The sequence below is a fragment of the Chryseobacterium sp. 1B4 genome (assembly GCF_036631475.1).
GTDB lineage: Bacteria > Bacteroidota > Bacteroidia > Flavobacteriales > Weeksellaceae > Chryseobacterium.
The window spans coordinates 739429-765600 of sequence record NZ_JAPNUF010000007.1; the positions used below are offsets into that span (position 1 = coordinate 739429).

The window sequence follows — 26172 nt, forward strand, 5'->3', positions numbered from 1 at the left end:
CTTTTATAAATCAAATTTAATCCCTTGTGCCAAAGGAAGTTGCGTGGTGTAATTTATAGTATTAGTTTGTCTTCTCATGTAGTATTTCCAGGCATCAGATCCAGATTCTCTTCCTCCACCTGTTTCTTTTTCTCCACCAAAAGCACCACCGATTTCAGCACCTGATGTTCCGATATTAACATTGGCAATACCACAGTCTGAACCTGCGTGGGAAAGGAATAATTCCGCCTCTCTCAGATTCTGGGTCATGATCGCAGAAGATAATCCCTGAGGAACATCATTTTGAATAGCGATCGCTTCTTCCAGTGTTTTATACTTGATAAGATACAGGATTGGTGCAAAAGTTTCGTGCTGAACAATCTCATAAGAATTTTTCACTTCCGCAACACACGGCTTCACATAGCAGCCGGATTCGTAATCTTTTCCAGACAATACTCCACCTTCTACAACGAATTTTCCACCCTCTTTTTTACATTTCTTGATGGCTGCTTCATATTGATTTACTGCATCAGTATCGATCAGCGGACCTACATGGTTGGTTTCATCCAAAGGATTTCCGATTTTCAACTGACCGTAAGCTTTCGCCAGTCTTGTTTTCACTTCATCATATACACTTTCGTGGATTATCAGCCTTCTTGTTGAAGTACATCTCTGTCCTGCAGTTCCTACCGCTCCGAAAACCGCTCCGATGATCGACATATCGATATCTGCTTCTTTTGTAATAATGATAGCATTGTTTCCACCCAATTCAAGGATAGACTTCCCGAATCTTTCTGCTACTTTAGAAGAAACCATTCTTCCAACTCTTGTAGATCCTGTGAAAGATACGAGTGCTACTCTTTTATCGTCTACTAATTTCTGTCCGATTTCGTGGTCTGATACCAATACACTTGAAATTCCTTCAGGAAGGTTATTTTCCTTCAAAACTTCAGTCATAATATTCTGACATGCAATAGCACAAAGCGGTGTTTTTTCAGATGGCTTCCAGATGGTAACATTACCACAGATCCATGCCAGCGCTGTATTCCATGACCATACAGCTACCGGGAAGTTGAATGCTGTAATAATTCCTACTACTCCCAGCGGGTGGTATTGCTCATACATTCTGTGTCCTGGTCTTTCAGAGTGCATCGTATATCCCTGAAGCTGTCTTGAAAGTCCTACGGCAAAATCACAGATATCAATCATTTCCTGAACTTCACCAAGACCTTCCTGCAGTGATTTACCCATTTCATAAGAAACAAGTTTACCAAGGTCATCTTTATATTCTCTTAATTTTAAGCCCAGCTGCCTTACGATCTCACCTCTTTTGGGAGCCGGGATCAGCCTGAATTCCTGAAATGCCTTTTGAGCAGTTTCAATTACTTTGTCATAATCACTTTCTCCGGAAGTTTTTACTTTAGCAATCAGTTTTCCGTCTACAGGAGAAATGCTTTCTATCACCTTTCCTGAAGCGAAATACTTCCCGCCCACTGAAGTCCCTTTGTTCTCTTCTTTAATTCCAAGATTTCTAAGTGTTTTTTCAATTCCGAAATCCTTTACTTTTTGACATAAAATCTTACTTTTCGTTCTCTCTAAAGATAAAAATATTATGTGAACCTCAAAACTTTAATTTTTAACAGGCTTTTTATTTGGACTAATTATAATCATGCTTATCTTTGCAGGGTAATCATTTTGATAATCACCAATGGAAAATTCACAAGAAAATAACTCAAAGCTTAAAAAGTGGTTCAAGCGTGTGGGATGGGCTGGATTAGCTTTCTTTACCATTAAAGGCTTGATTTGGCTGGTCATATTCTACGTAGGAGCAGATAGTCTCCAGAGTTGTATACAATAAAAAAGCAGAGAAAATTTCTCTGCTTTCTTTTTTGGTATAAGGCTAATTGAATTGTTATTTCTTTATTGAAAAGCTAAAAAAGAGGTCTTTTTTATGTTTTCTGTAATTTAAAAAAAGAAGATGTCATAGATTTTATCAAAATATTCCCCAAAAAGATTATTCTTCCTCTTCAATTCTTTTCTTTTTCATTTACTCTTTCTTCTTCCTCCCTGCATTGACCAGGCTCTGATGCAGCAGGTATTCTATCTGTCCGTTTACACTTCTGAATTCATCATTGGCCCACTTTTCAAGGAGTTTATAAGTAGACTCATCTATCCTTATTACAAAGGATTTTTTGCCTTTGCTTTCCGAAGAGTTCTGAGCTTTTTCTGATTTCATTTTTTCTATTTCTCTAGCATTATTTCTGACTATTTCAGTGGAGAAAACTTCTGCACTAAAATTTAACTGTTAAATTTCACTTCTTAATTATAAAGTGTTCCAGCATTTAATATAGGAGTTGCTGCTTTTTCACCACAAAGAACAACCATTAAATTGCTTACCATTGCCGCTTTTCTTTCATCATCAAGATCAACGATATTTTCTTCGGAAAGTTTTTTCAATGCAAGGTCTACCATTCCTACTGCACCTTCTACAATTTTGGTTCTTGCCGCAACTATCGCCGTAGCCTGCTGTCTCTGAAGCATTGCTCCGGCAATCTCTGAAGCATAGGCCAGGTGTGAAATCCTCGCTTCCTGAATCACAATACCAGCCTTTGAAAGACGGTCCGTAAGTTCCTGCTCCAAAATAGAATTGATTTTATCCCCTCCTTCCCTTAAGGTAATCGGAGCATGATCATCTTCTAAATTGTCATAAGGAAAGCTCATCGCCAAATGTCTTACTGCTGCTTCACTCTGCATTCTTACGAAATCAGAATAGCGTTCTACATCAAAAGCAGCTTTGTAAGTATCCCCAACTTTCCATACGATAACCACAGCAATTTCAATAGGGTTCCCCATTTTATCATTTACTTTCAATGTTTGTCCCTGTAAATTTTCGGAACGTAAAGAAATTTTCTGCGATGAATACAATGGATTGATAAAGAATAATCCGTTCTCTTTTACACTTCCGACATATTTTCCAAAGAAGTTCAATACTCTCGAATGGTTAGGCTGAATAATCATTAAGCCTTTTAAGAAAAAGCATGACAGAAGAAAGCAAAGCATCGAGATAACAACATAAGCTATACTTTGATCTACTCCGGTAACAAAGAAATAGACTGCTGCAACAAACAAGGCCAGGCAGATAACCAATGTAAGATAGCCCGACATGGGTTTTAATGTTTTTTCCATGATATAATTTTATTTTGATATTATTTTGATATCATAAAGATAGTAATCAATTTTGAATTATGAATGAAAAATTTTGTTTTTTTAATGAGGGTGTGGGTGCGGGTTTTGGGTTTTAGGTTTTGGGTATTTTAGCTAACGCAAAGTTTGCGAAGTTAATTTGTTTTTATAATGTGTTTTATTTTTAGTTGGCAAAGGCACTTCATTTAGCTAAGGATCTTACCTTATTTTGCTGAATGAACAGGAAAAAAATCCCGGAACATGAATTCCGGGATTTTAATTTTATATTCAGATTTTTATTTCTTCGTTAAAGTTTTAAACTTCCAATAAGAAACAGCTGATAAAATGATCATTGTTGAGATTCCGATGTATACCCATGCCGGCACCGGTACCGGATCCCCTGCTGCGTATGAGTGAAGTCCGCTCAGGTAATAATTTACTCCGAAATATGTCATTACCATTGAGCAGAATGCAAACATCGTTGCTACGTGGAATGCCCATCTGCTTCTTAATCCCGGTACCAATCTCATGTGCAGTACAAATGCGTATACCATGATGGAAATAAAAGCCCAGGTTTCTTTCGGGTCCCAGCTCCAGTATCTTCCCCATGATTCGTTTGCCCAGATTCCTCCCAAAAAGTTACCTACCGTTAATGCAAACAATCCGATGGTTAATGACATTTCAGAAACAATGACCAATTCTTTCAGTGTTGTATCATGGTGGATTTTATACGTTTCTTTATTAGAGATAATATAAAATACCAAAGAGATGACAGCAATAATCATCGACAGTGCAAAGAATCCGTAACTGGAGGTAATAATCGCTACGTGCACAATCAGCCAGTAAGATTTTAAAACAGGAACCAGTGGTGTAATCTGTGGATCAAGCGCTGAACCTCCGTGTGCAAATCCCATCATGATAACCGCTACCATGAACCCGGCTGCCGGGATCAAAGCATTGGCATTTCTGTACAGGATCAGACCTGCCGTAATCCCAACCCATGAGATAAAGATAATTGCTTCATACCCGTTACTCCATGGAGCATGTCCTGAGATATACCATCTTGCAACAAGTCCTAAGAAATGGCACAGATACCCGATTAAACCAATTGCAATGATTACTTTAATGACCTTGTTTAATACTTTATTTGGTTTGAATAATTCAACAAAACCTAAGATCAGAAGAAGTCCTCCGATAAGCGTGTAGAAAATCAACAATTTAAAGTTAATATCTACTTTATTCATGAATACTTCAAGATCGACCTTGGATTTTGCAGGAACTACTGCTTTACCCCATTTCTGCTGATATTCTGAAAGCTTTGCCAATTCAGCATCTGCTTTACTCCAGTCGCCGGTTTTTGAGCAGTAAGGGCTTCTGCGAAGTAAGGCCCCATTACCTGCTGAGATTCCATATCCGGTTCGAATTTCTGATCCAGCCATGAGTGCCATGTATGGTTCGCATCATTTTTCACAGGAACAATTCTCATAAACTGACCACTGAAGAACTCATTGAAAATCTGTACCCTTTCGTTTACAGCAATAACTTCTTTATCATAATTCGTTTGTTCAGCCGGTTTCTTACGGAATGCCGTATTGTAGTCGTGCTCCAGAATATAGGTAAGGTTACCGTTGGCATCCGCTGGGAAAAGGTTCATCAGTGATGTATATCCGTCTTCATCAGCTTTTGTTTTATTCTTCAGCTCATCTCCTCCTTTAGTTCCTACTTTAATAATCGGAACCATTGTCCAGCTTGGGGTGTCTGTATTGATAGAAAGGAACCACTGATTGGCAGTAAGATACTTACCATCTGTTCCTTTGAATTCATCTTTTTTGTATAATTTTCTTAAAATATCCAGTGCTTCAGTATTGATCGGAACAATTCTTCCTTCATAATTCTGTACCAAAAGATATCCGAATTTATCAGCATGTTCTTTACTGATTTTATTCCTTGCAATGATCTCATCCGGAGAAATCATTCTCATTTTCCCCATTGGAGTTGCCAGTGAATTCTGTTTTGGAGCAGCACCATCAAGCGGCTGGGCAGACGGAGCCGGAGCATGAGTGTGGTTATCACCTTCTACATGGATGTGCTCTCTGCTTCCATCAGTTGTTCCGTGAGTTTCAATTTTCTGTGCATGTAAGCCTAAACTTAAGAACAATAAAAGCATACCGGCTGCTTTCTTTTTATTAACATCAGCCAGCATTTTATTTAATTTCCAGAAGTGGGTTCCTTTCCAGAAGAAGATGACAAACATCCCTAAGAATAAAAGTCCGTATCCGATATAAGAAATCAAAGTTCCCCAGTAATCGTGGTTTACAGAAAGAACTGTCCCCATTCTGTCCGGGTCAAAGCTTGACTGGAAGAAACGGTATCCTTTATGGTTAAGAACGTGGTTCATATAGATTTTATAAGGAGTTTCTTTACCTTCATCAATGATTTTCACATGACTTTCGTAAGCACTTGGAGACGAACTTCCCGGGTAAGTTTCCATTACGAAGTCATCCAGTTTCAAGGCGAAAGGGGTGTTGTATATTTTAGGTCCGAAACCTACCATAATGTTTAATCCATCCATCGTAACCTGCTTGTAAGCATTCGGGTTTCCTTTTTCAACAGAAAGATCTACCAGCTGCTTTGTTTTTGGTCCCTGAAGCTCAACCTGAAGCATATCCGGTACGTTTGCATCTTTTTTCTGTCACCTTCAATGGCCATCAGCCTTCCTTTTTTAAGACCTTCAGGAACTACTAGCTTCAGTTCGTTGATGGTATATAAACTTCTTAATGCCAGCGGCTGGAATTCATCTTTTACAGTAGTTCCTGTTGCCTGGGTAGCCATGGTCATATAGCTCGCATCTACAGGAGTTTTGATGAATAATTTTCCGCCTTCATTTTTGAATTCAACAGCGCCGTCAATCGCTCTGTTGAAAGTCACCAAAGTTCCGTTGATCGATTTTGTTTCACCGGGTTTGATGTAAATATTCTGTCTTCCTGTATTTCCGGTAGAAACAAGATGAAGATACTCTGTACCGTTTGGTTCCGCAACAAGGCTGTCTTTTTCTCTGAATGTATTCCTTTGCAAATACTTTCACTTCTTTTCCGTGGAAGTCATAAGTTGCCTGGAAATCTTTGTGTAACGGCGACATCAGATAAGGAACGTCCTGATAGTTAAGAACATCTCCTTTTTCCTCAATCTGGATTTTAAAGAAATTTTTATCCGTTACAATTTCGTTGGACGTTTCACCTTCTCTGATGTGCATAGTCCCTTCAAAACTGATGTATCTTGTGATAGCACCTCCGATAAAAATGAAAACAAAGGCAAGGTGGAAAACAAGAACCGGCCATTTATCCTTTTTCCAAAGTCTGTATCTTCCGATATTTCCTATGAAGTTAAGAATAAGCAGGACCATGATCAGTTCGAACCATTTGGCCTCATAAATTAATGCTTTTGCTGTAGGAGTTCCGTAGTCGTTTTCTAAGAACGTTGCATAAGCCATCGCAAATGCGTACACCAGCAACAATACAGCCATTGTCCTGGTTGAGATAAGAATATCTTGGAGCTTCTTCATGATTTATTGTACTTGACATGCAAAAATAAGCATGATAAACCACAAAGAGCTTAAAAAAAGCTGTTTTTTGTCACTTTGATCCCTGTTTTGCTTATTTTGAAACATTCTTAATAAGCCTGAAAACATTAAGGAAAATTCAATTTTTAAAAACCTCATAATTCAGATTCATATTACCTATCCGGGTAATCGAAGCATTCTATTTAAAATTTATCTCTTATTTTTAAAACCTCTGAAAAAAATGCGTTAACAATTCTTTATTGATTTGTGCATTCATGGTATATAACGGATGTTTTCAGTGATATTCCCAAGTGAATATCCCGATATTCAATACAGGATTGGGAGCAAAGTATAAAAAGCGAGGAAAGGTGTTATTTCAAAAATAAAAAATATTCATATTCAATTCATTGGCTTGAAATTTTCTTTCTTATTTTGCTTAAAAATTCATGGGTAATTCCCAGATAGGAAGCAACCTGCTGCTGGGTAATTCTCTGTTCCAGTCCCGGATACTTTTCAAGAAATTCGAGATATCTTTTATCAGCCGTTTTACCTGTTAAGGAAAGAATTCTCCTCTGCAGCGCTACCGAAGATTTCTGATTCATAATCCTGAAAAGCTTTTCTATCTCTGGCATTGTTTCGTACAGATTTTCTTTATCTTTTTTAGAAATCATAAGCACTTCACTGTCTTCAAGAGTTTCAATATTCAGAATACTGGGAACATTATTGATAAGACTGTCTATATCTGTAATCCACCAGCCTTCAACAGCAAAATATAAGGTTTGCTCAAAACCTTTTTCGTTAAGATAATAGATTTTAAAGCAGCCACTCAGTACAAAACCTTCAAAAAGACAGTAATCACCTTCTTGGAGAACAACTTCTTTCTTTTTAAACGTTTTAAGTTCAAAAGGTTTTACAAACTGCTGGAAATCCTCTTCTGAAAGATTGATGTATTGACTGATATTTCTAAAAAGTAAATCGGACATAGAATTATTAAACAAAATAAAGGTATCAAAATTATTGACACCTTTATAAATCTACGTTAAGTTAAGTTATTTTCCTTTTAAGAAATCATTGGTATTGATTATATGGGCATAGAGATTTCCAAGAGCTGAAATTCCGGCTAAAAAAGATTTTTGAACCTCTGCTGCGTTTATCACTTCACCATTCAGTTCACGGTTTCGGGTTGCTGTAGCATCACCGATAACCGTATTGCCAAATCCTAAATCAAAGGCAGCTCTGGTGGTGGCATCCACACATACGTCCGTCATCATTCCTGTAATTACAAGATTTTTAATTTTCTTTGACTGAAGGTAGTTCATAAGTTCAGTTTCCCTGAAACTGTTGGGAAAATGTTTGGTAATTATTTTTTCATTCTCCTGCGGTAAAACCCAATTATTGATTTTAGCCCCATCTGTATCCGGGAGAAAAAAGCAGCCCCTTCGTTAGTGGAAATATGCCGGATGTGAATAACAGGAAGGTTATTTTCCCTGAAATAGTCTAATATTTTCCGGATATTTTCTGCAGCCTGTTCAGACTTATCCAGGGCCATTTTTCCACCCGGAAAATAATCATTCTGTACATCGATAATTAATAATGCCGTGTTTTCCATTTTTTGTTTTTGTGCGTTCATTGTAATCATTGAAATCAATATCAGACCTGAGGTCAGAATCGTTTTGAATCTGTTTTTCATGTATACATCTTATGAGACAAAATTACTCAGGCTTCAGCTGCCGGCCTTTGAACTAGTTCAAAAAACACGGTTGGCATATTATAATATCAACCTGATTTCCAATATTGCTATTTTTTTCAGCTATATGTATTCAAATCGAAAATTTTATTATCTTTTTTAAAGAAAAACAAATTATAATCAATTAATAGTATTTAACGGTACCAGATTTGGATAAGCAAAAAAAATAACCTTATTTTATCGTATCATAACATAAAATAATTTTTGAGTAAAAATTTTAGATCCCCTTTATAAAAGCTGGATTATCCAAATGTTTTTTGGATAAAAAAGATTCATTTAATGTTGAATAAAACATTAAATTTGCGACATTGATATTATGGATAAAAAGACACAAAAAAACCGACTGAAATGCCTGAAAAAGGCAGAATTTTATCTAAGCCACGTATTTTTTCGGGCTTACCTTTATACTTTTATCAGCTGTTCTTGCATTCTCATTCATCTCTTACCTGATGAACTGGAAAGCAGACCAAAGCCAGGCAGGCACAATGCTGGACAAGAGTATAAAATCTTCCAATATCTTTGGTAAGGTGGGTGACTGGCTTGGGAATATTTTCATTTTTGAAAGTATTGGCATTGCCTCATTTATCATCGCATTTTTGCTGCTTGTAGTAGGTACACTGATTCTTAAGAAGAAAATATTCAAACCATGGAAAACCATTGGGCATTCGTTGTTTTTTATCTGCTGGCTTCCTATTTTCATGGGAGCACTTACTAAAGGACAGGGTGTTTTAGGAGGGGTCTATGGATATCAGATTATGGATTATCTTAATTCCATCATCGGAGCCGTAGGTCTTTGGACCGTACTGGCAGCAAGTATCCTGTTATATTTTATCCTTGAATTTAATCTTCGCCCAAGTTCAATCAAAGCAAAACTGGATAAAATCAATGAAAATACGATTGGAAAAGTAAAATCTATGATGCCGGACTCTAATGAAGACTTCGAAGCGGATGAGGAACTGAAAGAAGAAGCAGAGGAAACAGAAGAAGAAAAAGAAGAAGCTCCCCGTGTTACGGTAAGTGATGTTACCAATAACACTTCCAATAATTCAATGAATGTAAGAAAAGAGCCGGAGCCGGTAAGTGTTCCGAAAGGATTTCCTGAAGTTCCCGTTTCTTCAGATATAGAAACCATTACCACTCCAAACCACACTTCTTTTGATACTTTTGATACGAATCCGGGCAATATTTCTGAACCGGTAAGTTTAAACCTGTCTGCAAAACCAGCTGTTCCGGTATCAACTCCGGAGGAAGCATTTGATATCAGACCTTCTGCTCCGTCTTCTGTTATTACAGGTTCCCAGGTGCAGGAAGATATTAAGTTTAATGTAGAAGTAGCTCCCGTTATTGATATTCTGGATGATTCTGAAAAAAATCCCAGGATCTGGTAGAAAAGCATGGTTTATATGACCACAAGCTGGATCTGGCTAACTTCCAGATGCCGCCTGTAGATTTGCTGAAAGATTACGGTAATGAAGAAATCTCCATCAATAAAGAAGAATTAGAAGAAAATAAAAATAAAATCGTAGGGCTTCTGAAAAATTTCAACGTTGGAATTGCAGAGATCAAAGCAACAATCGGTCCTACTGTTACCTTATACGAAATTGTTCCGGAAGCAGGGATCAGGGTAGCAGCCATTAAAAAGCTGCAGGATGATATCGCGTTGAACCTTTCTGCATTGGGAATCAGAATTATTGCTCCAATGCCGGGAAAAGGGACAATCGGTATTGAAGTACCAAGAAAAAATCCTACGATGGTTTCTATGCGTTCTGTAATTGCTTCCCAGAAGTTCCAGAATACAGATATGGATCTTCCGGTGGTTTTCGGGAAGACCATTTCCAATGAAATTTTCATGGCTGACCTTTCAAAAATGCCACACTTGCTGATGGCAGGAGCAACGGGTCAGGGTAAATCTGTAGGGATTAATGCCATCCTTACTTCCCTTCTTTATAAAAAGCACCCAAGTGAACTGAAGTTCGTAATGGTGGATCCTAAAAAAGTGGAACTTTCATTATATTCAAAAATTGAAAGACATTACCTTGCCAAACTTCCTGATGCAGAAGAAGCAATCATCACAGATACCAATAAAGTAATCAATACACTGAACTCTCTGTGTATTGAAATGGATACCCGATATGACCTTCTTAAAAATGCTTTCTGTAAAAACCTTAAAGAATACAATAAGAAATTTGCAGAAAGAAAATTAAATCCTGAAAACGGACACCGTTACTTACCTTATATTGTACTGGTAGTGGATGAGTTTGCCGATCTGATCATGACCGCAGGAAAAGAAGTTGAATTACCGATTGCCAGACTTGCACAGCTTGCCAGAGCCGTAGGTATTCACCTTATCGTGGCAACACAAAGACCTTCTGTGAACGTTATTACAGGTATGATCAAAGCCAACTTCCCGGCAAGAGCTGCCTTCAGGGTAATCTCCAGCGTAGACTCCAGAACGATTCTTGACTCTCCGGGAGCGGATCAGCTGATTGGTAAAGGAGATATGCTTTATTTCAACGGAAACGAGATCTTAAGGCTTCAGTGTGCTTTCGTAGATACTCCGGAAGTGGAAAGACTGGCAGAATTTATCGGAGAACAGAAAGGATATGCTTCAGCTTTATTGCTCCCTGAATATGTTTCTGAAGACTCAACAAGTTCAGTAGGAGCTTTTGATCCGAATGAAAAAGACGCCCTGTTTGAGGAAGCCGCAAGAATTATTGTCTCTACGCAGCAGGGGTCTACATCAATGCTTCAGAGACAGTTGAAACTGGGTTACAACAGAGCCGGAAGAATTATGGACCAGCTTGAAGCAAGCGGTATTGTGGGAGGCTTTAACGGAGCTAAAGCTAGAGAGGTACTGATCAGTGATCTGCATTCTTTGGAACAGTTTTTGGAAGATCTGCGTAGCTAAAGGAAAATCGGTGATTTAACCTTTTAAAATTAAGAATGTCTAAAGATTATTAAATTAAGAAAATGAAAAATATTATTTCAAAAGTTATATTAGGAAGTTTTGTTGTAGGTGCAGTAGGAATGGCCAATGCTCAGAAGATTGATGCTAAAGCTAAAAAGATATTGGATGATATTACAGCCAACTACAATTCTAAAAAGAATTCTTACTTCAAATTTTCTTTTGGAAGCGGTCTTAACGGACAGGTGACAAAAACAGAACCTGGTATTTATTATGTGGCCGGAGAAAAATACAAACTGAAGATCATGGATACAGAACAGATCTTCGACGGAAGCAAAATTTACAATATCAACGCTGATGATATGGAAGTAACCATTGCCAAACCTAACGGAAGCAGTACCATGTTCTCCCCTATCAATTATCTTACAACCTACAGAAACGATTATAATGTAACCTACAACGGTAAGAAAATGGTAAACGGCGTTAACGCTGACTTTATCAAACTGACCCCGGTAAAATCAAACGGTATAAAGTATGTTTACCTTTTTGTAGATTCAGCGAAAAAGCAAATGGTAAAACTTGAACAGCACGGAACCAACAAAGATGTTGCAGTAATCGCTATTAAGGAATACAAAGAAAACCAGGAGCTGGATCCCAATATGTTTGTTTTTGACAAGAATAAATTCAAAAACTACATTATTACAGAACTTTAGAATGGTAAAAAGCAAAGCTGCTCATCTGCAAATTTGCATTTTTACAATTTAGTGTAAAAAAATAACAAAATATAAAAAGCCACAAGTAAACTTTGTGGCTTTTTGATTAATTTTGGCGCATGTTAAAAATACTAGACCGATATATCATAAAAACCTTCTTTGGACCGTTTTTCTTTATATTCAGCGTATTGTTTTTCATTTTTATTGTAAACATTATCTGGGTTCAGTTGGGGCAGTTTATGGGAAAAGGATTAAGCTACTGGCAGATCCTCAAACTTCTTTTTTATCTTGGGGTGAACGTTATCAGTATGGTTCTTCCGCTTACCATCCTCCTGGCAAGCATTATGTCTTTCGGTGAATTTGGAGAACGTTATGAGCTTGCGGCAATGAAAGCAGCAGGAATTCCTTTGACCAGAGTAATGACTCCTCCTGGGAATTTCAACAGCACTTGCTATTATGCTGTTTTTTCTCCAATAATATCATCCCGGATTTTCAGAAGAAAGCTAAAAACATGCTTTTCAATATTGCCCAGACAAAACCGGCTATCAACTTTACTCCGGGACAGTTTATCGATCAGATTCCCGGCTATATGGTGAAGTTTGACAAAATCTACGGGGAAAACGGAGAAAATATTGAAGGCGTTTTTGTTCATAAAAAAGCCAATGCTTACGAAAACCAGCAATCTGTTGTAGCAGAAAAAGGAAAATTTGTTCCTGCCGCTAACAAGAATTATCTAAAGCTTGTGCTGTATAACGGATACGTATTTGAAGACGCTTTTGCCGGAAAAGGAGATAATGTAAGACAGAAACAACCCGACCAGGCCATTAAGTTTGACACACTGGTTTCCCACTTTGACATCAGTGAAATAATCAATAAGGCGATCGAAAAGGAACAGATTACGGACGACTATCGTTTCCAGACGTACAACCAGCTGGACGGAACGATTACCAAAACCAAGAAAGACAATAAGCAGTTCTTTGATAATATAGGCTCTGAAGTCCTTAATCAGACCAATTCTGTTATTACTTACATGGATAAAGGTAATAAACATAAGGTAGCTCCTAAAACCCAGATCAAGCTGGATACAGTAAAAGGTGAAAAAAACTTGAAATCATTTATAATTCCTACAACAGGCTGGATAACCTTAAGTCTACACTGGAATCTAAAAAGAATGAATACAGTTCCAATGTAAAATACTTCAGTAAAGTTGTGATTTATCAGCAAAGAATCGTTGCGTACTCGGTAACCTGTATTATCTTCTTCCTGATCGGGTCGAGCTTAGGATCCATCATCAGAAAAGGAGGAATGGGACTTCCGGTAATCATCGCTATTGTTATTTTCATTATCTTTTATGTAATGAATGTTGGGGTGGAAAACATGTCATGGAGCGGAAAAATGAATCCTTATCTTGCCGCCTGGCTCCCTAACCTTATCCTTCTTCCCTTCGGAGTGTGGATGACGTATAAGGCGCTTACAGACTCACAACTGTTTGATGCAGAAAAGTACAAAGCATTATTCAAACCGATCACCAAAAGGTTTACAAAAAGTAAAGAACATCAGAGGTATCAATAATCCTGATATCAATATCAATAAAAAGCTTCGGAGAATTTCCGGAGCTTTTTTGCTGATTGCTTTTAAAATACTTCATTTCCTGCTGTTTTGAATATAAAAAATTATATTTGTGGAAACTTAAAACAGAACCATGAAGAAATTACTACTTATTGGCTTATTCAGCCTTGTCTCTCTGAATGCTTATGCCCAGGATGAAGAGAACGGCACCTACAACGGTGAAAAATACGGATACATCATTAATAAAGCCGGAAAAAAATTGAAGGGGTTGTGCATCTGCATGGCGGCTATTCCAGCCCGTGGCAAAACCAGTTAAAAGTAAAATTTGCTTCCGTTGCTGATATCGACAAAGTAAAAAACAGGATTAAGTTTAAAACGTATGATACTGACGATATCAAGGAATATATGCTGTATGAAGGTGATACTCCCAGGGTTTTTAAATCTGTAAAATATTCCAACATGAGAGAGGCTTTAAACAGTTCCGAAAGCTCAACAGGGCTTGCTGCAGGCTTCAAGGCGATCAATAATCTTTCGAGAACGGAACAGTTTGCAGAAGTGGTAACGGAAGGGAAAATCACAGTGTATAAACTTTACGGCTACCCTACAGCTCTTTCTGCAAACAGTACACAGGCTATCTCACAGGCAGAAACAGACCGGTTAAGAGAAAATCCTAACTATATATTTTCAAAAAAGGGAGGAAAAGTAGAAGAACTGACTCCGGCAAAGGCCAAAATTATACTGGCAGACTGTCCTTATGTAAAAGCAAAAATAGCAAAAGGAGAATATGGTTCCCTGAAAAATGAAGAAAAGAAAAGATCCGGTTTTGGGAAATTTATCCGGGATGAAATCAGCAATGCCACAGTAGATAAACTTTCAATAATCAATGAAGTTGTTTATGATTATAACGAAAACTGTAAATAAAACAATATAAGGCTTTCTGTTGAAAGCCTTTTTTATGCCATTAAAATTTTTGTATTTTTAATCACCGCCAAACCATTCATTCTATGAAAATTCTAGTTCTGACAGCAAGCCTGCTTCTTTTTGTTTCCTGTAAAAATGAAAAAGATAAAATCGTCCCGAGAGAATCCATTTCCAGAGATAGTTCTGTTGTAAAAAAGGATCCAGTAAAAACAAATACAGCACAAAACCCTATTGATCAGATCAAAAAAGAATATGCTGTGCTCCAGGCTCAACTGGAAGCTAAACAGCTGAATTCTTCAAAATTCAGTTATGACTGCCATGATGAACCTTCGGGGGAAGTTATTTTTTATTCTGACAAGGATGAAATTAAAGTAATAGAACATTTTTATGCAGAACACAGTCATTTTTCGGCATCTGAAAAGTATTTTATCAAAGACGGAAAACTATTCTTTGTTTTCAGGCAGGAAACCGTATGGAATTTTGACGGTGGTACTCCTGAAAAACCGGTTACCAAAGATGATATTACAGAAACCCGTATTTATCTTCAGAATAACCAGCCGTTGAAATGTCTTGAAAAAAATACAGCATCAAATCGGATCAGAAGGAAAAAACAGCTCCGGATACAATTCCAGGAAAAGAAGTCCAGTGTAATGTGGAAGAAATCCTTAAGAGCTACCAATCTTTATTAAAACATAAAGACCAGAAAAGCTCCATACAATGTTTATAAAAACAAAAGAGACCGGCCTTTGAGCCAATCTCTTTTATATATTTTAAAACTGATACACAAAAGCATTAATATTCATCCCGGCTCCTACGGAAGCAAAGAGTACTATATCATTTTTGTTAATTTTATGATGTTCCAGTTCGTCCTGTAAAATCATCGTCAGCAAAGAAGGAATTGTAGCCACACTGCTGTTTCCAAGTTTATGGATAACCATAGGCATGATGTTTTCCGGAACCGGTTTTCCATATAACTGATAAAACCTGTTAACAATGGCTTCATCCATTTTTTCATTCGCCTGATGAATAATAATCTTATCGAGCTGGTCAATGGAATATCCACTGTTATCCAGACATTTTTTCATGGCATCCGGAACATTTACCAGGGCAAATTCGTAGATTTTTCTGCCATCCATTTTGATGTACCGGGTATCAGGACATCTTTCGTTGTTGTAAGATTTTCCAAAATACAGATAATCTTTTTCTTCAAATGTATAGGAAGCGGATAAGTGGGCTTTAATACCGGAGTCATCATCATTATTGACTTCCAGAACGGCTGCTCCTGCCCCGTCGGCATAGATCATACTGTCTCTGTCGTGGATATCCACCACCCGGGAAAGGGTTTCTGCCCCAATCACCAGACATCGCTTTGCCATACCGGATTTAATAAATGCGTGCGCCTGTATTACGCCTTCAATCCATCCCGGACATCCGAAAAGAACGTCATAAGCCACGCAGAAATTATTTCTGATTCCCAACAGATGTTTTACCCTTGCAGCAAGGCTCGGCACCATATCAGACTGAACCGTTCCGAAACGGACATCCCCAAAGTTGTGGGCAAATATAATATAGTCTAAAGTTTCCGGATCAATTTCTGAATTTTCTATAGCCTTCTTTGCGGCAATATGTCCAAGATCAGAAGTAACCTGTGTATTGTCGGCATACCTTCTTTCTTCAATACCCGTAATCTTTTTCAGCTTATCCGTAATGGAAGCATTATTCTCTTTTAATACGACTCCTTCTTCATTAAGAAAAACATGTTTATCAAAAAATAAATTGGTTATGGTTTCCGATGGGATATAGTTTCCTACCCCGATAATTTTTGTCATCATTATAATAAGTTTGTTACCTGTTCTTTAATCAGAGCTCAGGATTATTTATTAAATATAATGAATGAACGTAAATATTCATCAATATCGTATGAAACAAGAATGTATTGCATTATAAAAACTAAAAAAAGAACAGCAGGTAACAAATACAGCAAGAAAAAAGAGGCTTCCCTCCGGAAACCTCTCTTATTATTTTATTTTCAAAACTGAAAATTACACTTTCATAATTTCAGCTTCTTTTGTCTTAAGATGCTCATCGCAAAGCTTTACATATTTATCTGTATACGTCTGGATTTCTTCTTCCACACCTTTAATAACATCTTCAGAAACTCCATCCAGTTTTTTAAGTTCTTTCAAACCGTCCTGTCTTGCGTTTCTTACTGTAACTTTGGTTTGTTCAGCTTCAGCTTTTGCCTGCTTTGCAAGCTCTTTTCTTCTTTCCTCTGTCAAAGGCGGAACGTTAAGGATGATATTTTCTCCGTTGTTGGAAGGTGCAAAACCCAAGTTGGAATTGATGATCGCTTTTTCAATCGCATTGATTGCAGTTCTGTCCCAAGGCTGAATAGAGATGGTCATGGCATCCGGAATAGAAACATTCGCAACCTGGTTGATAGGAGTCATAGCCCCGTAATATTCTACCATTACATCCTGAACCATTGTTGTAGAAGCACGTCCCGCTCTGATTCTTTGAAATGCGTGATCCAGGTGCTTTACAGCTGCATCCATGTCTTGTTTTACAGATTCTAATATAAGATCTAATTCTTCCATTATTATAGTATAGTTTGATAAATTACACATCTATTAATCAGTCTGAATACTCATTAAAGCCCAAAAACGCCGTAAACATCAGTGTTTCTTATTACTTTACATGAATTTTTACTATTCAGTGCTGCAAAAATAATGATTGTTTTCGATATTTTGGTAAGACTGTATTCTGTATTTTGTAAAACGTTGATATTTTTAAATAGGACACTGTGCAAAATTATTTTATTACAGCAATTACTTTATAACAAAAAGCCCTCTCAAAGAGAAGGCTTGAACTTTAATCAATAATTATGACGTAATTCAAATGTGAGTAAATCGTCATTTCACCACTTTTGAAATTACATTGCGGAAATGATTTCATCCGTAAATCTTTGCAGATGTTAGGCATGTTACCATTATACTTCTCACCTAACAAATTCATTGAATCCGAAAATTCATTGAGCGCTCTCATTAAATGATGAATTATCATTGAATCACAAACAGTTATAAAGATTTTTTACAATTTCTTTTGCATGAACTGGCATCTTTCCTTGATCTCCACATAGATTTTGTACGCTTGTCTTTTCTTTAAAAAAAGGAGTTTGCTTTCATTCTTTTTAAATATAAAATTCCAGGTACAAATACCTATAGGATATTTCGGTTATTTCTACTCTGTGTGCTATCGTTTTTTATAGCTTCCTTTACTATGTCTTTTTAAAGATGATTCCGGAGAGAGTCTTGGATAAGACAATATTTAATGATTATAAACTAATTTAAACCTATCACATCATGACAAATCCATCTTTAGACGCATACCAACAGGTTTTTGCAATGTCAGGTCTTGCCAACCGTGCCGGAGGCTACAATGGTACCGGCACCGAGTTACAGCAACAGCTTCAGTATGACTTATCTTTTTATTTCAACAATGTTCCTCCTGTTAAAATAATGAATCAGACCAGCCCCTCAACAGCTGATCCTTCAGTTACTCCGGTATTGGGAAGCTGGAATCTTGTCTGGGGTCCTGCTCTGATTGAAGAAACCGACGAAAATGGTAAACCTACCGGGGTTGCAGATAATGCTTTGTATGTAGCTCAATGTGACACAGTAGCATTTCCGGGAGGCCCTTCAGTTCCTGCCTACGTTGTGGCAATTGCAGCTACCAATCCATCATCACTCTACGACTGGGAAACAGAAGATTTTTCAGTATCCGAAGTGGTGAACTGGACGACGTATGATCCTTCCAGTTTTACACCATCACCATACAATGGAACTGATCCCTATATTTCAAAAGGAACCGCTACCGGTGTAGGTATACTTCTCGGACTTATAAGCCCGGATACAGCCGCATCACCGAATACCACACTCCAGCAGTTCCTTGCCGGTTTAAATCCGGATCCGGATACAGCCATTATCTTTTGCGGACACAGTCTTGCAGGAGCACTATCGCCTACCCTTGCCCTGTATCTGAAAGAGAATAAAGATCTTGATGCTTTCGGGATAACACTGGTATATCCTACTGCCGGACCTACTCCGGGTGAAGCGGCGTTTGCCAGCCTGTTCAATGCTTCATTTCCACCGTTACCTGCCGGATGGCAGGCTCAGGCAGGAGATTATCAGAGCTGGAACACCATGCACTGGAACGATCTGGATGTGGTGCCTCACGCCTGGCCGGCAGCAGATCTGGAAGAGATTGCAACGATATATGGCCAATCTCCTGACAGGCTTACTGCCTTTACATTAGATACCTTGCAGAATATTGCTCTTGCTGATGCTTCCCTGTCAGGTGTGACGTATACAAGGATACAGAACCAGTCACTTCCGGGTAAACTTCAGAACTCGGATGGACCTGGTGTCAGCATCAATACACCACCCCAGTCTTTGTATGATTATATGTACCAGTTATTTTTACAGCACGTAGATATGTACTCGGGTATCCCTTCCTTTGGTCCGGATTATCCTCAGGTAAACGGCCTTATCCTTCAGCAGCCATTACCTCAGCCTCAACAGGTGAATCTTGTACCAGGAGTAACTGCTGTTACAAAATTTGAGATGATTATGAAAATAATCAATCAGATCATTGGCTGGATTTCTGTTCGCTATGCGGCCGCTCAGCAGGAAATCACCCAGCAGAATGTTGAAGTGAATGAATAATTAAAATTATAGTATAAACCAAAACACCTGTCAAAGCTAAGTCGCCATGACAGGTGTTTTGATATTATTGTATTGATACAGCCTGATTATAAATCAACAAGAGTACCAACATTTTCACCATCTACAATTTTTTCTAAATTTCCATCTTTGTTCATATCGAATACAATGATTGGCAATTTGTTTTCGTGACTCAAAGTAAATGCAGTCATATCCATTACTTTAAGATTTTTCTCAAATACTTCATCAAAAGATAATGAATTGTATTTTACAGCATCTGCATTCTTTTCAGGATCACTGTCATAGATTCCGTCTACTCTTGTTCCTTTCAGGATCACATCAGCACCGATTTCGATAGCTCTTAATGTAGCTGCCGTATCAGTCGTAAAATAAGGATTTCCTGTTCCTGCGCCGAAGATCACTACTCTTCCTTTTTCAAGGTGTCTTACTGCTCTTCTTTTGATGAAAGGTTCCGCTACTTTATCCATTTCGATCGCAGACTGAAGTCTTGTTTTGATTCCTGCATCTTCCAGTGCTCCTTGTAAAGCCATTCCGTTGATTACAGTGGCCAGCATTCCCATATAATCTCCCTGCACCCTGTCCATTCCTTTTGCTGCTCCTGCAACACCGCGGAAAATATTTCCTCCTCCGATTACGATCGCCACTTCACACCCTTTGTCAACTACTTTTTTGATCTCAGCAGCATATTCCTGCAGTCTTTCATTGTCAATACCGTATTGTCTGTTTCCCATTAAGGCCTCACCGCTCAGTTTCAGAAGGATTCTTTTATATTTCATCTTTTATTTTTAATAACTTTTTATTAGTACTGGTTTCCCAGGAATTTGATTTTGCAAATATAATCATTAAAAATGTTGTTAAAAGAAAAATATTTAAATAGAAATAATGTAAGAAATATTTTGAAAAGTACGAAAAAGGATTATTTTTGCATTAATTATAAATTGAATTGAAGAAAATTATCATTTTTTCATTATTTCTATCAGGAATTGTTTCTTATGCGCAAACAGGAACAAATGTTTATCCGTTCTTAAATGTACCTGTATCTGCAAGACAAGCTGCTTTGGGCGGTGATGCAATTTCGGTAAGAGATTATGATGTTTCCTTTGCTATTGCAAACCCTGCCCTGTTAAATAAAGATTCTGATAAACAGCTTTCTGTAAATGCAACGGCATACCTTGCCGATTCGAAATACGGAACGATTGCTTATGCCAAAGACTTTGAAAACGGCCATATGGCGACCATCAATGCAAGGTATATGAGCTATGGAAGTATTCCGAGAACGGATGAAAGCGGATTCGAAAACGGAGAATTCAAAGCTTCAGATGTAGCCATTGGCGCAGGCTATGCCTACCAGTTTGAAGAAGACTGGACTATTGGTGGAGGGCTTAATTTTATTACCTCAAAAATTGACAATTATACTTCTTCCGCCATTTCAGGAACAGCGGGGATTACCTATCATAATAAAAAGAACAAAGAAGTTGTTTCATTGGTGATGAGAAACTTTGGCTTTCAGCTGAAATCTTTCAATGGCACAAGAGAAAACCTTCCTTTCAGAGTGGATCTGGGCTATACCAAAACCATCAAGAATTTCCCTCTTGCCATCACTATTACCGCACATGACCTTCAGAAGTTTGATATTTCTTCAGAAGAGAATCTGGACGGGCAGAAAGTGGGTACCGGCAGAAAGATTGCCGATCACTTTTCATTGGGAGCAGAATTGTTTCCGGAAAAGAACTTCAATATCAGACTGGGATACAATGTAAAAAGAGGAAATGAGCTGGCGGTGGCAGATCAGAGAAACTTCTCAGGACTTTCTGCAGGGTTTGGAGTTAAAGTTTCCAGATTCCGTATAGATTATGCGCATGTAAGATACCACAACTCTTCGAATGTCAATCAGATAGGAATTTCCATGGACCTTTCCAGCCACAGAGGAGAATAACTCTTCAGGCATGAAATTTCTTAATTATTCCGAAAATTTCCTACTTCTTCTTGATTTTTAAGAAAAAATCTTGAAATTTGCAGTATGAAAAAACCTGTAATTGCTATCGATGGGTACTCGTCTACCGGAAAAAGTTCTATCTCTAAAATCATTGCTGATCAACTGGGACTTATTCATATGGATACAGGAGCGCTTTACAGAGGAGTTACCTGGTATGCTTTGCAGCATTGTGTGAACGAAGACGGTGAAATTGATCTGAATACACTGTTCTCTTCTTTTGACCGGATTAAACTTGAATTTAAAAACAACGGCGGCACACTGGTTCTTTTTCTTAATGATTCTGATATTTCCAAAGAAATCCGTACCAATATCGTATCCGATAATGTAAGCCTTGTTGCCAAACAAAAGGAAGTGAGAGATTTCTTACTGCAGTCACAGCGCACTTTGGCAGAAAAAGGAGGAGTCATTATGGACGGACGTGACATAGGGACAGTAGTTCTGCCAAATGCAGACTATAAATTCTTTCTTACTGCCAGCATTGATGAAAGAACCAACAGAAGATTTCTGGAACTGAAAGGCCTCGGTATAGAAGCTGATAAAGAACAGGTAAAACAAAACCTTATAGAACGTGACAAGATCGACAGTGAGCGTGAAATAGCCCCATTGAAGCAGGCTGAAGATGCTATTGTTATAGATAATTCTGAACTGACCAAGGATGAAACCATAGCCCTTATTTTATCTCACATCCGAAAGATTTAACAATTTTTAATAGGGTTTAAGCCTCCTTTGGTATACAAATTGTAAGTTTTATTACTGTAAAAACTAATCTATTATTAATTATTAAAAAACTTAAAATGTCTAGAAAAGGAAATAATACAGCAGGTATATTGGCAGGACTTCTTGCAGGTGCTGCGGCAGGTGTAATCTTAGGAATGTTATACGCACCGGAAGAAGGTAAAGAAACCAGAAAAAAATCAAAACTAAGGCCAATGATCTTAAAGATCAGGCAAAAAATAAATACGGAGAGGTTTCTGAAAAAGTAAAGGACCAGTACAGCAATATTTCTTCTACTTTCAAAGAAACTGCTAGCAGCGTAGCACATACTGTGAAAGACGGATATGATAAATACAAGGATCAGATTGTTTCTAAAACTGCGGATCTCGCAAAAGATGTGGAAGCAGAACTGAATGACCTAAAAAAATAAGTAATTTATCTTTTTAAGTAAATTACGGGAAGGAACTTTTGTGCGAAAGTTCCTTTTTTTGTAACTTTAAAAAAAACAATGATAGAAACTATTAAAGAATACGCCTCCAAGAGAATAGATCTTCTGAAAATTGAAGCGACTGAGAAGTCGTCTCTTTCTGCCGGGCTCATTACATACTTTGTAGTACTGCTTGTTGCTTTTGCTTTTTTATTATCCTTTTCAATTTTGGAATTGCTTTCCTTATCGGGAAAGCACTGGATAATTACTCTTACGGATTCTTAATTGTTGCAGGGTTTTATGCTGTGGTAATGGCATTTGTTGTTGCATTCAAAGGTAAAATCGTCAACACTGTTGCAGATCAGGTTATTAAATTTTTAAATCATTAAACTATGGGCAGAAAATACGAGAGCATAGAAGAATTAAGGAGAAAGAAAAAACTGCTTCAAAGTGAAATAAGTGATCTGGAAAATCTTCTTACCTTCAAAAATACAAAGGAAAGCCTGAGTGCATTTACCAATGGCTTAACAGACCAGTATCTTCAGGAAAAGATTGATGAAGACGGTGATGAAAAAGTAGTTCTCAGGAAGGATGTCATTGCCAAACAGCTTACTTCGGAAGTAAAAGACCTTTTAATCAGCAAAAATACAGCTGTAGGAATTGCCAGCTCTGCCTTCAAAGGAGGAAATCTCACAGACGGCCTTGTTAAGCTGGGTGTTACTGCTATCGTAGGAAACTATGCCAAAAAAATATGAAAAGCTCCAACTGGAAGAAAAACTGATTGGTGCTGCTCTGATTTACCTTGCTCCAATAGCTCTGAAATACGTCAGAAAAAAGATTGAGGTCTATCAGAAAAACAAAAGTGTTTCAAGTATGGAGCAGCTAATATAGAAGCTAGAAGTCAGAAACTAGAAGTTAGAGAATATTCAGAAAGTGATTTACACTAATTTCTAACCTCTAGTTTCCAGTTTCTATTTTGAAAACAGCTGTCCTAAAATAATCCCTGCAGCCATAGATACATTCAGGCTTTCTGTAGACTGGGATTTTCCGAATCTCGGAATACTGATACTTTTCTGTAAAAGCTTCTCCGTTTCCGGTCTCATTCCGTTTCCTTCATTTCCTAAGATCAGGTTGATTTTCTCCGGTTTCTCAAAAGTATAGATATTCTCCCCTTCCATATCTGTTCCGATGTTCACATTTTCTGTTTTGGAAAGATATTCCACAAGTCCGGTATATACAACATTCACCCTGGTAAAAGATCCCATGGTGGCCTGAATGACTTTCGGGTTGTATACATCTACAGTATCTTCACTACAGATGATCTGCTCAATCCCGAACCAGTCTGCCAGACGTATAATAGTTCCCAGGTTTCCCGGATCCTGTACTCCGTCCAAAACCAGCTGTATATTCTTATCCTCCAGTTTTTCTTCCTCAGCAAGATAGCATACTGCAACCGAATCTTTTGGGGTTTTAAGAAAACTGATTTTTTTAATTCATTTTCAGAGATATGAGTAACAGGGATATCAGTACGGTCCAATTTTTGTGGATCGATTGATAATATTTCTTTAACTTTAAAGTTAGAATTAAAAAGTTCACAAATGATTTTATTACCTTCAACCAAAAACAAATTGTATTTTTGTCTGAACTTCTTTTTATCTAAAGATTGTAAAACTTTTATTGTATGAGCTGTAAGCATTATAAGAATTCTCCTCAAAAATATTATAAAATTATCTCATTTGCAACATTTGTTGGTCTCCTTTATGCTTGTAGTACTACGAAAAAAGTTCCTGATGGCGAATACCTGCTTACCAAGAACACTTTAGAGTTCGAAGATAAGAAAGTGTTTTTCGATGAGGAACTCAAGGACTACATTCAGCAGAAGCCCAATAAAAAGCAATTCCTTTTTATGCCATTAAGTCTCCTTCTGTACAATATGGCGGATCCGAAATATGACACTATACTTAATGAATATATGACCTATCCCGGTGAGATGAGAAATCAGAAACTGAGAGATTCTTTATTCCTTAAATATAATATGAAAAGCAGCGTCGGAAAAAGCCTTCTTTTCGACCGTTTACTGCACAATTGGGGAACACCGCCGGTAATTCTTGATCAGGCCAGGAGTGAAAAAAGTGCCGAATCTATCAAGAAAAGACTTACCTACAGAGGATATTGGGATGCAGATGTAAAATTCAAGCATAATTTGGATTCCGCATCTAAAAAAGCATCTGTTAATTATTTTGTCAGACATAATGATCCGACCCGCATTAAAGATTATTACTACAATATTCCGGATCAGGGCATCAAGGGATACTACAGTTCTTTTCTGAACAAAAGCCTTGTAAGATCCGGACAGATTCTTGACCAGACCGTGCTTGAAAGAGAAGTAACAAGAATTACTGATATGATGAGGGAGTTTGGTTATTACAGATTCAACGCTTCCAATGATGAAGTCTATTTTGTGGCGGATTCTCTTAAAAGCAGAAAGCAGGTTCCTTTAACCCTGGAAATTCATAAAGACTCTCTGGATACCCCCTATAAGATTGCTACTTTTGGGAATATTGACGTTGCCATCGTGGATGAACCCGGTGATTACCCTAAGAATACAAAAAAAGACAGCTTAAGGAGAATAAGATTCCATACAATGAATGATAAATATAAAATTTCATCCGTATGGAGAGCTATTATTCCGGACAGTAAAAAAGTCTTTGACCAGTCGAAGCTGGATGTTACTAAAAGAAACCTTTTAGCGATGAATAACTTTAGTATCGTTAAAGCGAGAGACTCTCTGAGACAAGGCGGAATGGCCTCACCTAACGACAGTATTGTTGATATTTTATATGTACTGAAACCGCTTCCAAAATATGAACTGAAAGTGGGAACAGACATCAATTATTCTCAGGTCCTGAACCTGGGGATCTCTCCTTCTGTTGACCTTACCACCCGAAACGTTTTCAGAGGTGCGGAAAACCTTTCTACCAGCCTTTCAGGAACATTCGGATCCATAAGAAGTACGAAGGATATCAGCAAAAGAGTGGCTGCTTATGAAATATCAACGCAGGCCTCCTTGAATTTCCCGAGACTGCTGCTGCCTTTTAATTATTACAAACTGATTCCGAAACGATATACCCCTACATCTTCTATTTTGCTTGGGGCATCAATTCAGAACAATATCGGTTTGGGAAGGTTAATTTTCAATACAGGGCTTAATTATCAGGCAAGTGTAAATGACCAGGTATATCATAAGCTTACGTTATTTAATACCCAGGTCAGCCTTACAAAGAATAAAGATGCCTACTACGATTATTTTGTGAATGACGGAAGGGTAAAAGATGAGGTTTTCGGGAATTATTTTATGTTCAACTCGGAAACAGCACAAACCGGGCAGGACTATAGAGATGGAAAACTCAGCGTAGATGAAGTTTCCAAACAGATTATCGATAACGAAGCTTACCGTGCAAGTCTTAACCAGCAGGGAACCGACCTGCTGACAGCCTTCAGAGGAACATTGGTCAATAAAGACAGGCAGACACAGGATGTCCTTATTTCTTCCATGATCTATAACTTTGTTTATAGTGAAATCGGAAAAAAGAATATCCAAACGCATTTTATTTCAACGGGAAAGTTGAGCTTGCGGGTAATATCCTAAGTATATTCAATAAAAAAGACAACAGCGGGGGTGTTGTTACCGGTCCGCAAAGAACTATTTTCGGACTG

At 37.7% G+C, this 26172-nt stretch carries 21 protein-coding genes and 5 pseudogenes; 15 read left to right on the forward strand and 11 right to left on the reverse strand.

What is annotated here, in order from left to right:
- Nucleotides 1–3: 3 nt before the first annotated feature.
- Nucleotides 4–1557, reverse strand: coding sequence for an L-piperidine-6-carboxylate dehydrogenase (amaB, locus tag OWR28_RS13225; RefSeq protein ID WP_332387464.1), 1554 nt, complete (start codon nt 1555–1557; stop codon nt 4–6).
- 130 nt (nt 1558–1687) lie between these two features.
- Between amaB and OWR28_RS27005 the strand changes: the two genes are divergently transcribed.
- Nucleotides 1688–1837 (forward strand): FAM210 family protein, encoded by a 150-nt coding sequence (locus OWR28_RS27005; RefSeq protein ID WP_002979804.1) that lies wholly within the window; start codon nt 1688–1690, stop codon nt 1835–1837.
- A 189-nt stretch (nt 1838–2026) separates the two neighbouring features.
- Here the strand turns inward: OWR28_RS27005 and OWR28_RS13235 are convergent, their stop codons facing one another.
- The 6 genes and pseudogenes from OWR28_RS13235 to OWR28_RS13260 form a co-directional block, all read right to left on the reverse strand.
- The gene (locus OWR28_RS13235) at nt 2027–2215 is read right to left on the reverse strand and encodes a type II toxin-antitoxin system antitoxin (protein WP_034694367.1); all 189 of its coding nucleotides are present in this window, start codon (nt 2213–2215) and stop codon (nt 2027–2029) included.
- Nucleotides 2216–2298: 83 nt separating this feature from the next.
- Nucleotides 2299–3165, reverse strand: a complete 867-nt coding sequence (locus OWR28_RS13240; RefSeq protein ID WP_332387004.1) for an SPFH domain-containing protein — start codon at nt 3163–3165, stop codon at nt 2299–2301.
- 293 nt (nt 3166–3458) lie between these two features.
- Nucleotides 3459–6724, reverse strand: a pseudogene (locus OWR28_RS13245) (cytochrome c biogenesis protein).
- A 401-nt stretch (nt 6725–7125) separates the two neighbouring features.
- Nucleotides 7126–7704: a Crp/Fnr family transcriptional regulator gene (locus tag OWR28_RS13250; protein ID WP_332387005.1), complete on the reverse strand. Its 579-nt coding sequence runs from the start codon at nt 7702–7704 to the stop codon at nt 7126–7128.
- Nucleotides 7705–7770: 66 nt separating this feature from the next.
- Entirely contained in the window at nt 7771–8121 is a 351-nt protein-coding gene (locus tag OWR28_RS13255; protein WP_332387465.1) for an isochorismatase family protein, read from the reverse strand.
- Nucleotides 8082–8411: an isochorismatase family protein gene (locus OWR28_RS13260; protein WP_332387006.1), complete on the reverse strand. Its 330-nt coding sequence runs from the start codon at nt 8409–8411 to the stop codon at nt 8082–8084. The genes OWR28_RS13255 and OWR28_RS13260 overlap by 40 nt, the downstream gene beginning before the upstream one ends.
- 405 nt (nt 8412–8816) lie before the next feature.
- Between OWR28_RS13260 and OWR28_RS13265 the strand changes: the two are divergent.
- The 6 genes and pseudogenes from OWR28_RS13265 to OWR28_RS13300 form a co-directional block, all read left to right on the forward strand.
- Nucleotides 8817–11373: pseudogene (locus OWR28_RS13265) on the forward strand (DNA translocase FtsK 4TM domain-containing protein); the annotation flags it as partial.
- A gap of 65 nt (nt 11374–11438) precedes the next feature.
- Nucleotides 11439–12086, forward strand: a complete 648-nt coding sequence (gene lolA1, locus OWR28_RS13270) for an outer membrane lipoprotein periplasmic chaperone LolA1 (protein ID WP_332387007.1) — start codon at nt 11439–11441, stop codon at nt 12084–12086.
- Nucleotides 12087–12205: 119 nt separating this feature from the next.
- A pseudogene (locus OWR28_RS27010) lies at nt 12206–13658 on the forward strand (LptF/LptG family permease).
- A gap of 130 nt (nt 13659–13788) precedes the next feature.
- Nucleotides 13789–13971 carry a hypothetical protein gene (locus OWR28_RS13290; protein WP_332387011.1) on the forward strand — a complete coding sequence of 61 codons (183 nt, stop codon included), beginning with the start codon at nt 13789–13791 and terminating at the stop codon, nt 13969–13971.
- Nucleotides 13926–14576, forward strand: coding sequence for a hypothetical protein (locus tag OWR28_RS13295; RefSeq protein WP_332387012.1), 651 nt, complete (start codon nt 13926–13928; stop codon nt 14574–14576). Before OWR28_RS13290 ends, OWR28_RS13295 begins: the two co-directional genes overlap by 46 nt.
- Before the next feature lie 83 nt (nt 14577–14659).
- On the forward strand, nt 14660–15265 hold the full coding sequence (locus OWR28_RS13300; protein ID WP_332387013.1) for a hypothetical protein: 606 nt from the start codon (nt 14660–14662) through the stop codon (nt 15263–15265).
- 81 nt (nt 15266–15346) lie between these two features.
- On the opposite strand, the gene OWR28_RS13305 is transcribed toward OWR28_RS13300, so the two are convergent.
- Complete coding sequence (locus OWR28_RS13305) at nt 15347–16408, reverse strand: ketoacyl-ACP synthase III (protein WP_332387014.1); 1062 nt, start codon at nt 16406–16408, stop codon at nt 15347–15349.
- A gap of 210 nt (nt 16409–16618) precedes the next feature.
- On the reverse strand, nt 16619–17173 hold the full coding sequence (gene frr / locus OWR28_RS13310) for a ribosome recycling factor (RefSeq protein ID WP_002979817.1): 555 nt from the start codon (nt 17171–17173) through the stop codon (nt 16619–16621).
- Between the two features lie 765 nt (nt 17174–17938).
- On the opposite strand from frr, the gene OWR28_RS13315 reads away from it, so the two are divergent.
- Nucleotides 17939–19300 (forward strand): lipase family protein, encoded by a 1362-nt coding sequence (locus OWR28_RS13315; protein ID WP_332387015.1) that lies wholly within the window; start codon nt 17939–17941, stop codon nt 19298–19300.
- Nucleotides 19301–19386: 86 nt separating this feature from the next.
- On the opposite strand, the gene pyrH is transcribed toward OWR28_RS13315, so the two are convergent.
- Nucleotides 19387–20094, reverse strand: coding sequence for a UMP kinase (gene pyrH / locus OWR28_RS13320; protein ID WP_002979821.1), 708 nt, complete (start codon nt 20092–20094; stop codon nt 19387–19389).
- Nucleotides 20095–20261: 167 nt separating this feature from the next.
- On the opposite strand from pyrH, the gene porQ reads away from it, so the two are divergent.
- The 6 genes and pseudogenes from porQ to OWR28_RS13350 all read left to right on the forward strand — a co-directional run bounded on the left by porQ (nt 20262) and on the right by OWR28_RS13350 (nt 23346).
- Nucleotides 20262–21254 (forward strand): type IX secretion system protein PorQ, encoded by a 993-nt coding sequence (porQ, locus tag OWR28_RS13325; RefSeq protein WP_332387016.1) that lies wholly within the window; start codon nt 20262–20264, stop codon nt 21252–21254.
- A gap of 84 nt (nt 21255–21338) precedes the next feature.
- Nucleotides 21339–22013 carry a (d)CMP kinase gene (gene cmk, locus OWR28_RS13330; protein ID WP_332387017.1) on the forward strand — a complete coding sequence of 225 codons (675 nt, stop codon included), beginning with the start codon at nt 21339–21341 and terminating at the stop codon, nt 22011–22013.
- A gap of 95 nt (nt 22014–22108) precedes the next feature.
- Nucleotides 22109–22458, forward strand: a pseudogene (locus tag OWR28_RS13335) (YtxH domain-containing protein).
- A 78-nt stretch (nt 22459–22536) separates the two neighbouring features.
- Entirely contained in the window at nt 22537–22740 is a 204-nt protein-coding gene (locus OWR28_RS13340) for a hypothetical protein (protein ID WP_332387018.1), read from the forward strand.
- Nucleotides 22741–22847: 107 nt separating this feature from the next.
- Nucleotides 22848–23210 (forward strand): phosphoribosyl-ATP pyrophosphatase, encoded by a 363-nt coding sequence (locus OWR28_RS13345; protein WP_332387019.1) that lies wholly within the window; start codon nt 22848–22850, stop codon nt 23208–23210.
- Nucleotides 23194–23346 carry a hypothetical protein gene (locus tag OWR28_RS13350; RefSeq protein ID WP_332387020.1) on the forward strand — a complete coding sequence of 51 codons (153 nt, stop codon included), beginning with the start codon at nt 23194–23196 and terminating at the stop codon, nt 23344–23346. Before OWR28_RS13345 ends, OWR28_RS13350 begins: the two co-directional genes overlap by 17 nt.
- A gap of 80 nt (nt 23347–23426) precedes the next feature.
- Here OWR28_RS13350 and OWR28_RS13355 read toward each other — a convergent pair.
- Nucleotides 23427–24151: pseudogene (locus tag OWR28_RS13355) on the reverse strand (TrmH family RNA methyltransferase).
- On the opposite strand from OWR28_RS13355, the gene OWR28_RS13360 reads away from it, so the two are divergent.
- On the forward strand, nt 24137–26104 hold the full coding sequence (locus OWR28_RS13360; RefSeq protein WP_332387021.1) for an outer membrane protein assembly factor: 1968 nt from the start codon (nt 24137–24139) through the stop codon (nt 26102–26104). The pseudogene OWR28_RS13355 and the gene OWR28_RS13360 sit on opposite strands and share 15 nt — an antisense overlap.
- The last annotated feature ends 68 nt before the right edge of the window (nt 26105–26172 follow it).

Excerpts from the sequence above, each read along its gene's own strand:
- OWR28_RS27005 (WP_002979804.1), top strand. The coding sequence starts at position 1,688 with ATGGAAAATTCACAAGAAAATAACTCAAAGCTTAAAAAGTGGTTCAAG.
- OWR28_RS13235 (WP_034694367.1), bottom strand. The coding sequence starts at position 2,215 with ATGAAATCAGAAAAAGCTCAGAACTCTTCGGAAAGCAAAGGCAAAAAA.
- OWR28_RS13240 (WP_332387004.1), bottom strand. The coding sequence starts at position 3,165 with ATGGAAAAAACATTAAAACCCATGTCGGGCTATCTTACATTGGTTATC.
- OWR28_RS13250 (WP_332387005.1), bottom strand. The coding sequence starts at position 7,704 with ATGTCCGATTTACTTTTTAGAAATATCAGTCAATACATCAATCTTTCA.
- OWR28_RS13260 (WP_332387006.1), bottom strand. The coding sequence starts at position 8,411 with ATGAAAAACAGATTCAAAACGATTCTGACCTCAGGTCTGATATTGATT.
- lolA1 (WP_332387007.1), top strand. The coding sequence starts at position 11,439 with ATGAAAAATATTATTTCAAAAGTTATATTAGGAAGTTTTGTTGTAGGT.
- OWR28_RS13290 (WP_332387011.1), top strand. The coding sequence starts at position 13,789 with ATGAAGAAATTACTACTTATTGGCTTATTCAGCCTTGTCTCTCTGAAT.
- OWR28_RS13300 (WP_332387013.1), top strand. The coding sequence starts at position 14,660 with ATGAAAATTCTAGTTCTGACAGCAAGCCTGCTTCTTTTTGTTTCCTGT.
- OWR28_RS13305 (WP_332387014.1), bottom strand. The coding sequence starts at position 16,408 with ATGATGACAAAAATTATCGGGGTAGGAAACTATATCCCATCGGAAACC.
- frr (WP_002979817.1), bottom strand. The coding sequence starts at position 17,173 with ATGGAAGAATTAGATCTTATATTAGAATCTGTAAAACAAGACATGGAT.
- OWR28_RS13315 (WP_332387015.1), top strand. The coding sequence starts at position 17,939 with ATGACAAATCCATCTTTAGACGCATACCAACAGGTTTTTGCAATGTCA.
- pyrH (WP_002979821.1), bottom strand. The coding sequence starts at position 20,094 with ATGAAATATAAAAGAATCCTTCTGAAACTGAGCGGTGAGGCCTTAATG.
- cmk (WP_332387017.1), top strand. The coding sequence starts at position 21,339 with ATGAAAAAACCTGTAATTGCTATCGATGGGTACTCGTCTACCGGAAAA.
- OWR28_RS13340 (WP_332387018.1), top strand. The coding sequence starts at position 22,537 with ATGATAGAAACTATTAAAGAATACGCCTCCAAGAGAATAGATCTTCTG.
- OWR28_RS13345 (WP_332387019.1), top strand. The coding sequence starts at position 22,848 with ATGGGCAGAAAATACGAGAGCATAGAAGAATTAAGGAGAAAGAAAAAA.
- OWR28_RS13350 (WP_332387020.1), top strand. The coding sequence starts at position 23,194 with ATGCCAAAAAAATATGAAAAGCTCCAACTGGAAGAAAAACTGATTGGT.
- OWR28_RS13360 (WP_332387021.1), top strand. The coding sequence starts at position 24,137 with ATGAGCTGTAAGCATTATAAGAATTCTCCTCAAAAATATTATAAAATT.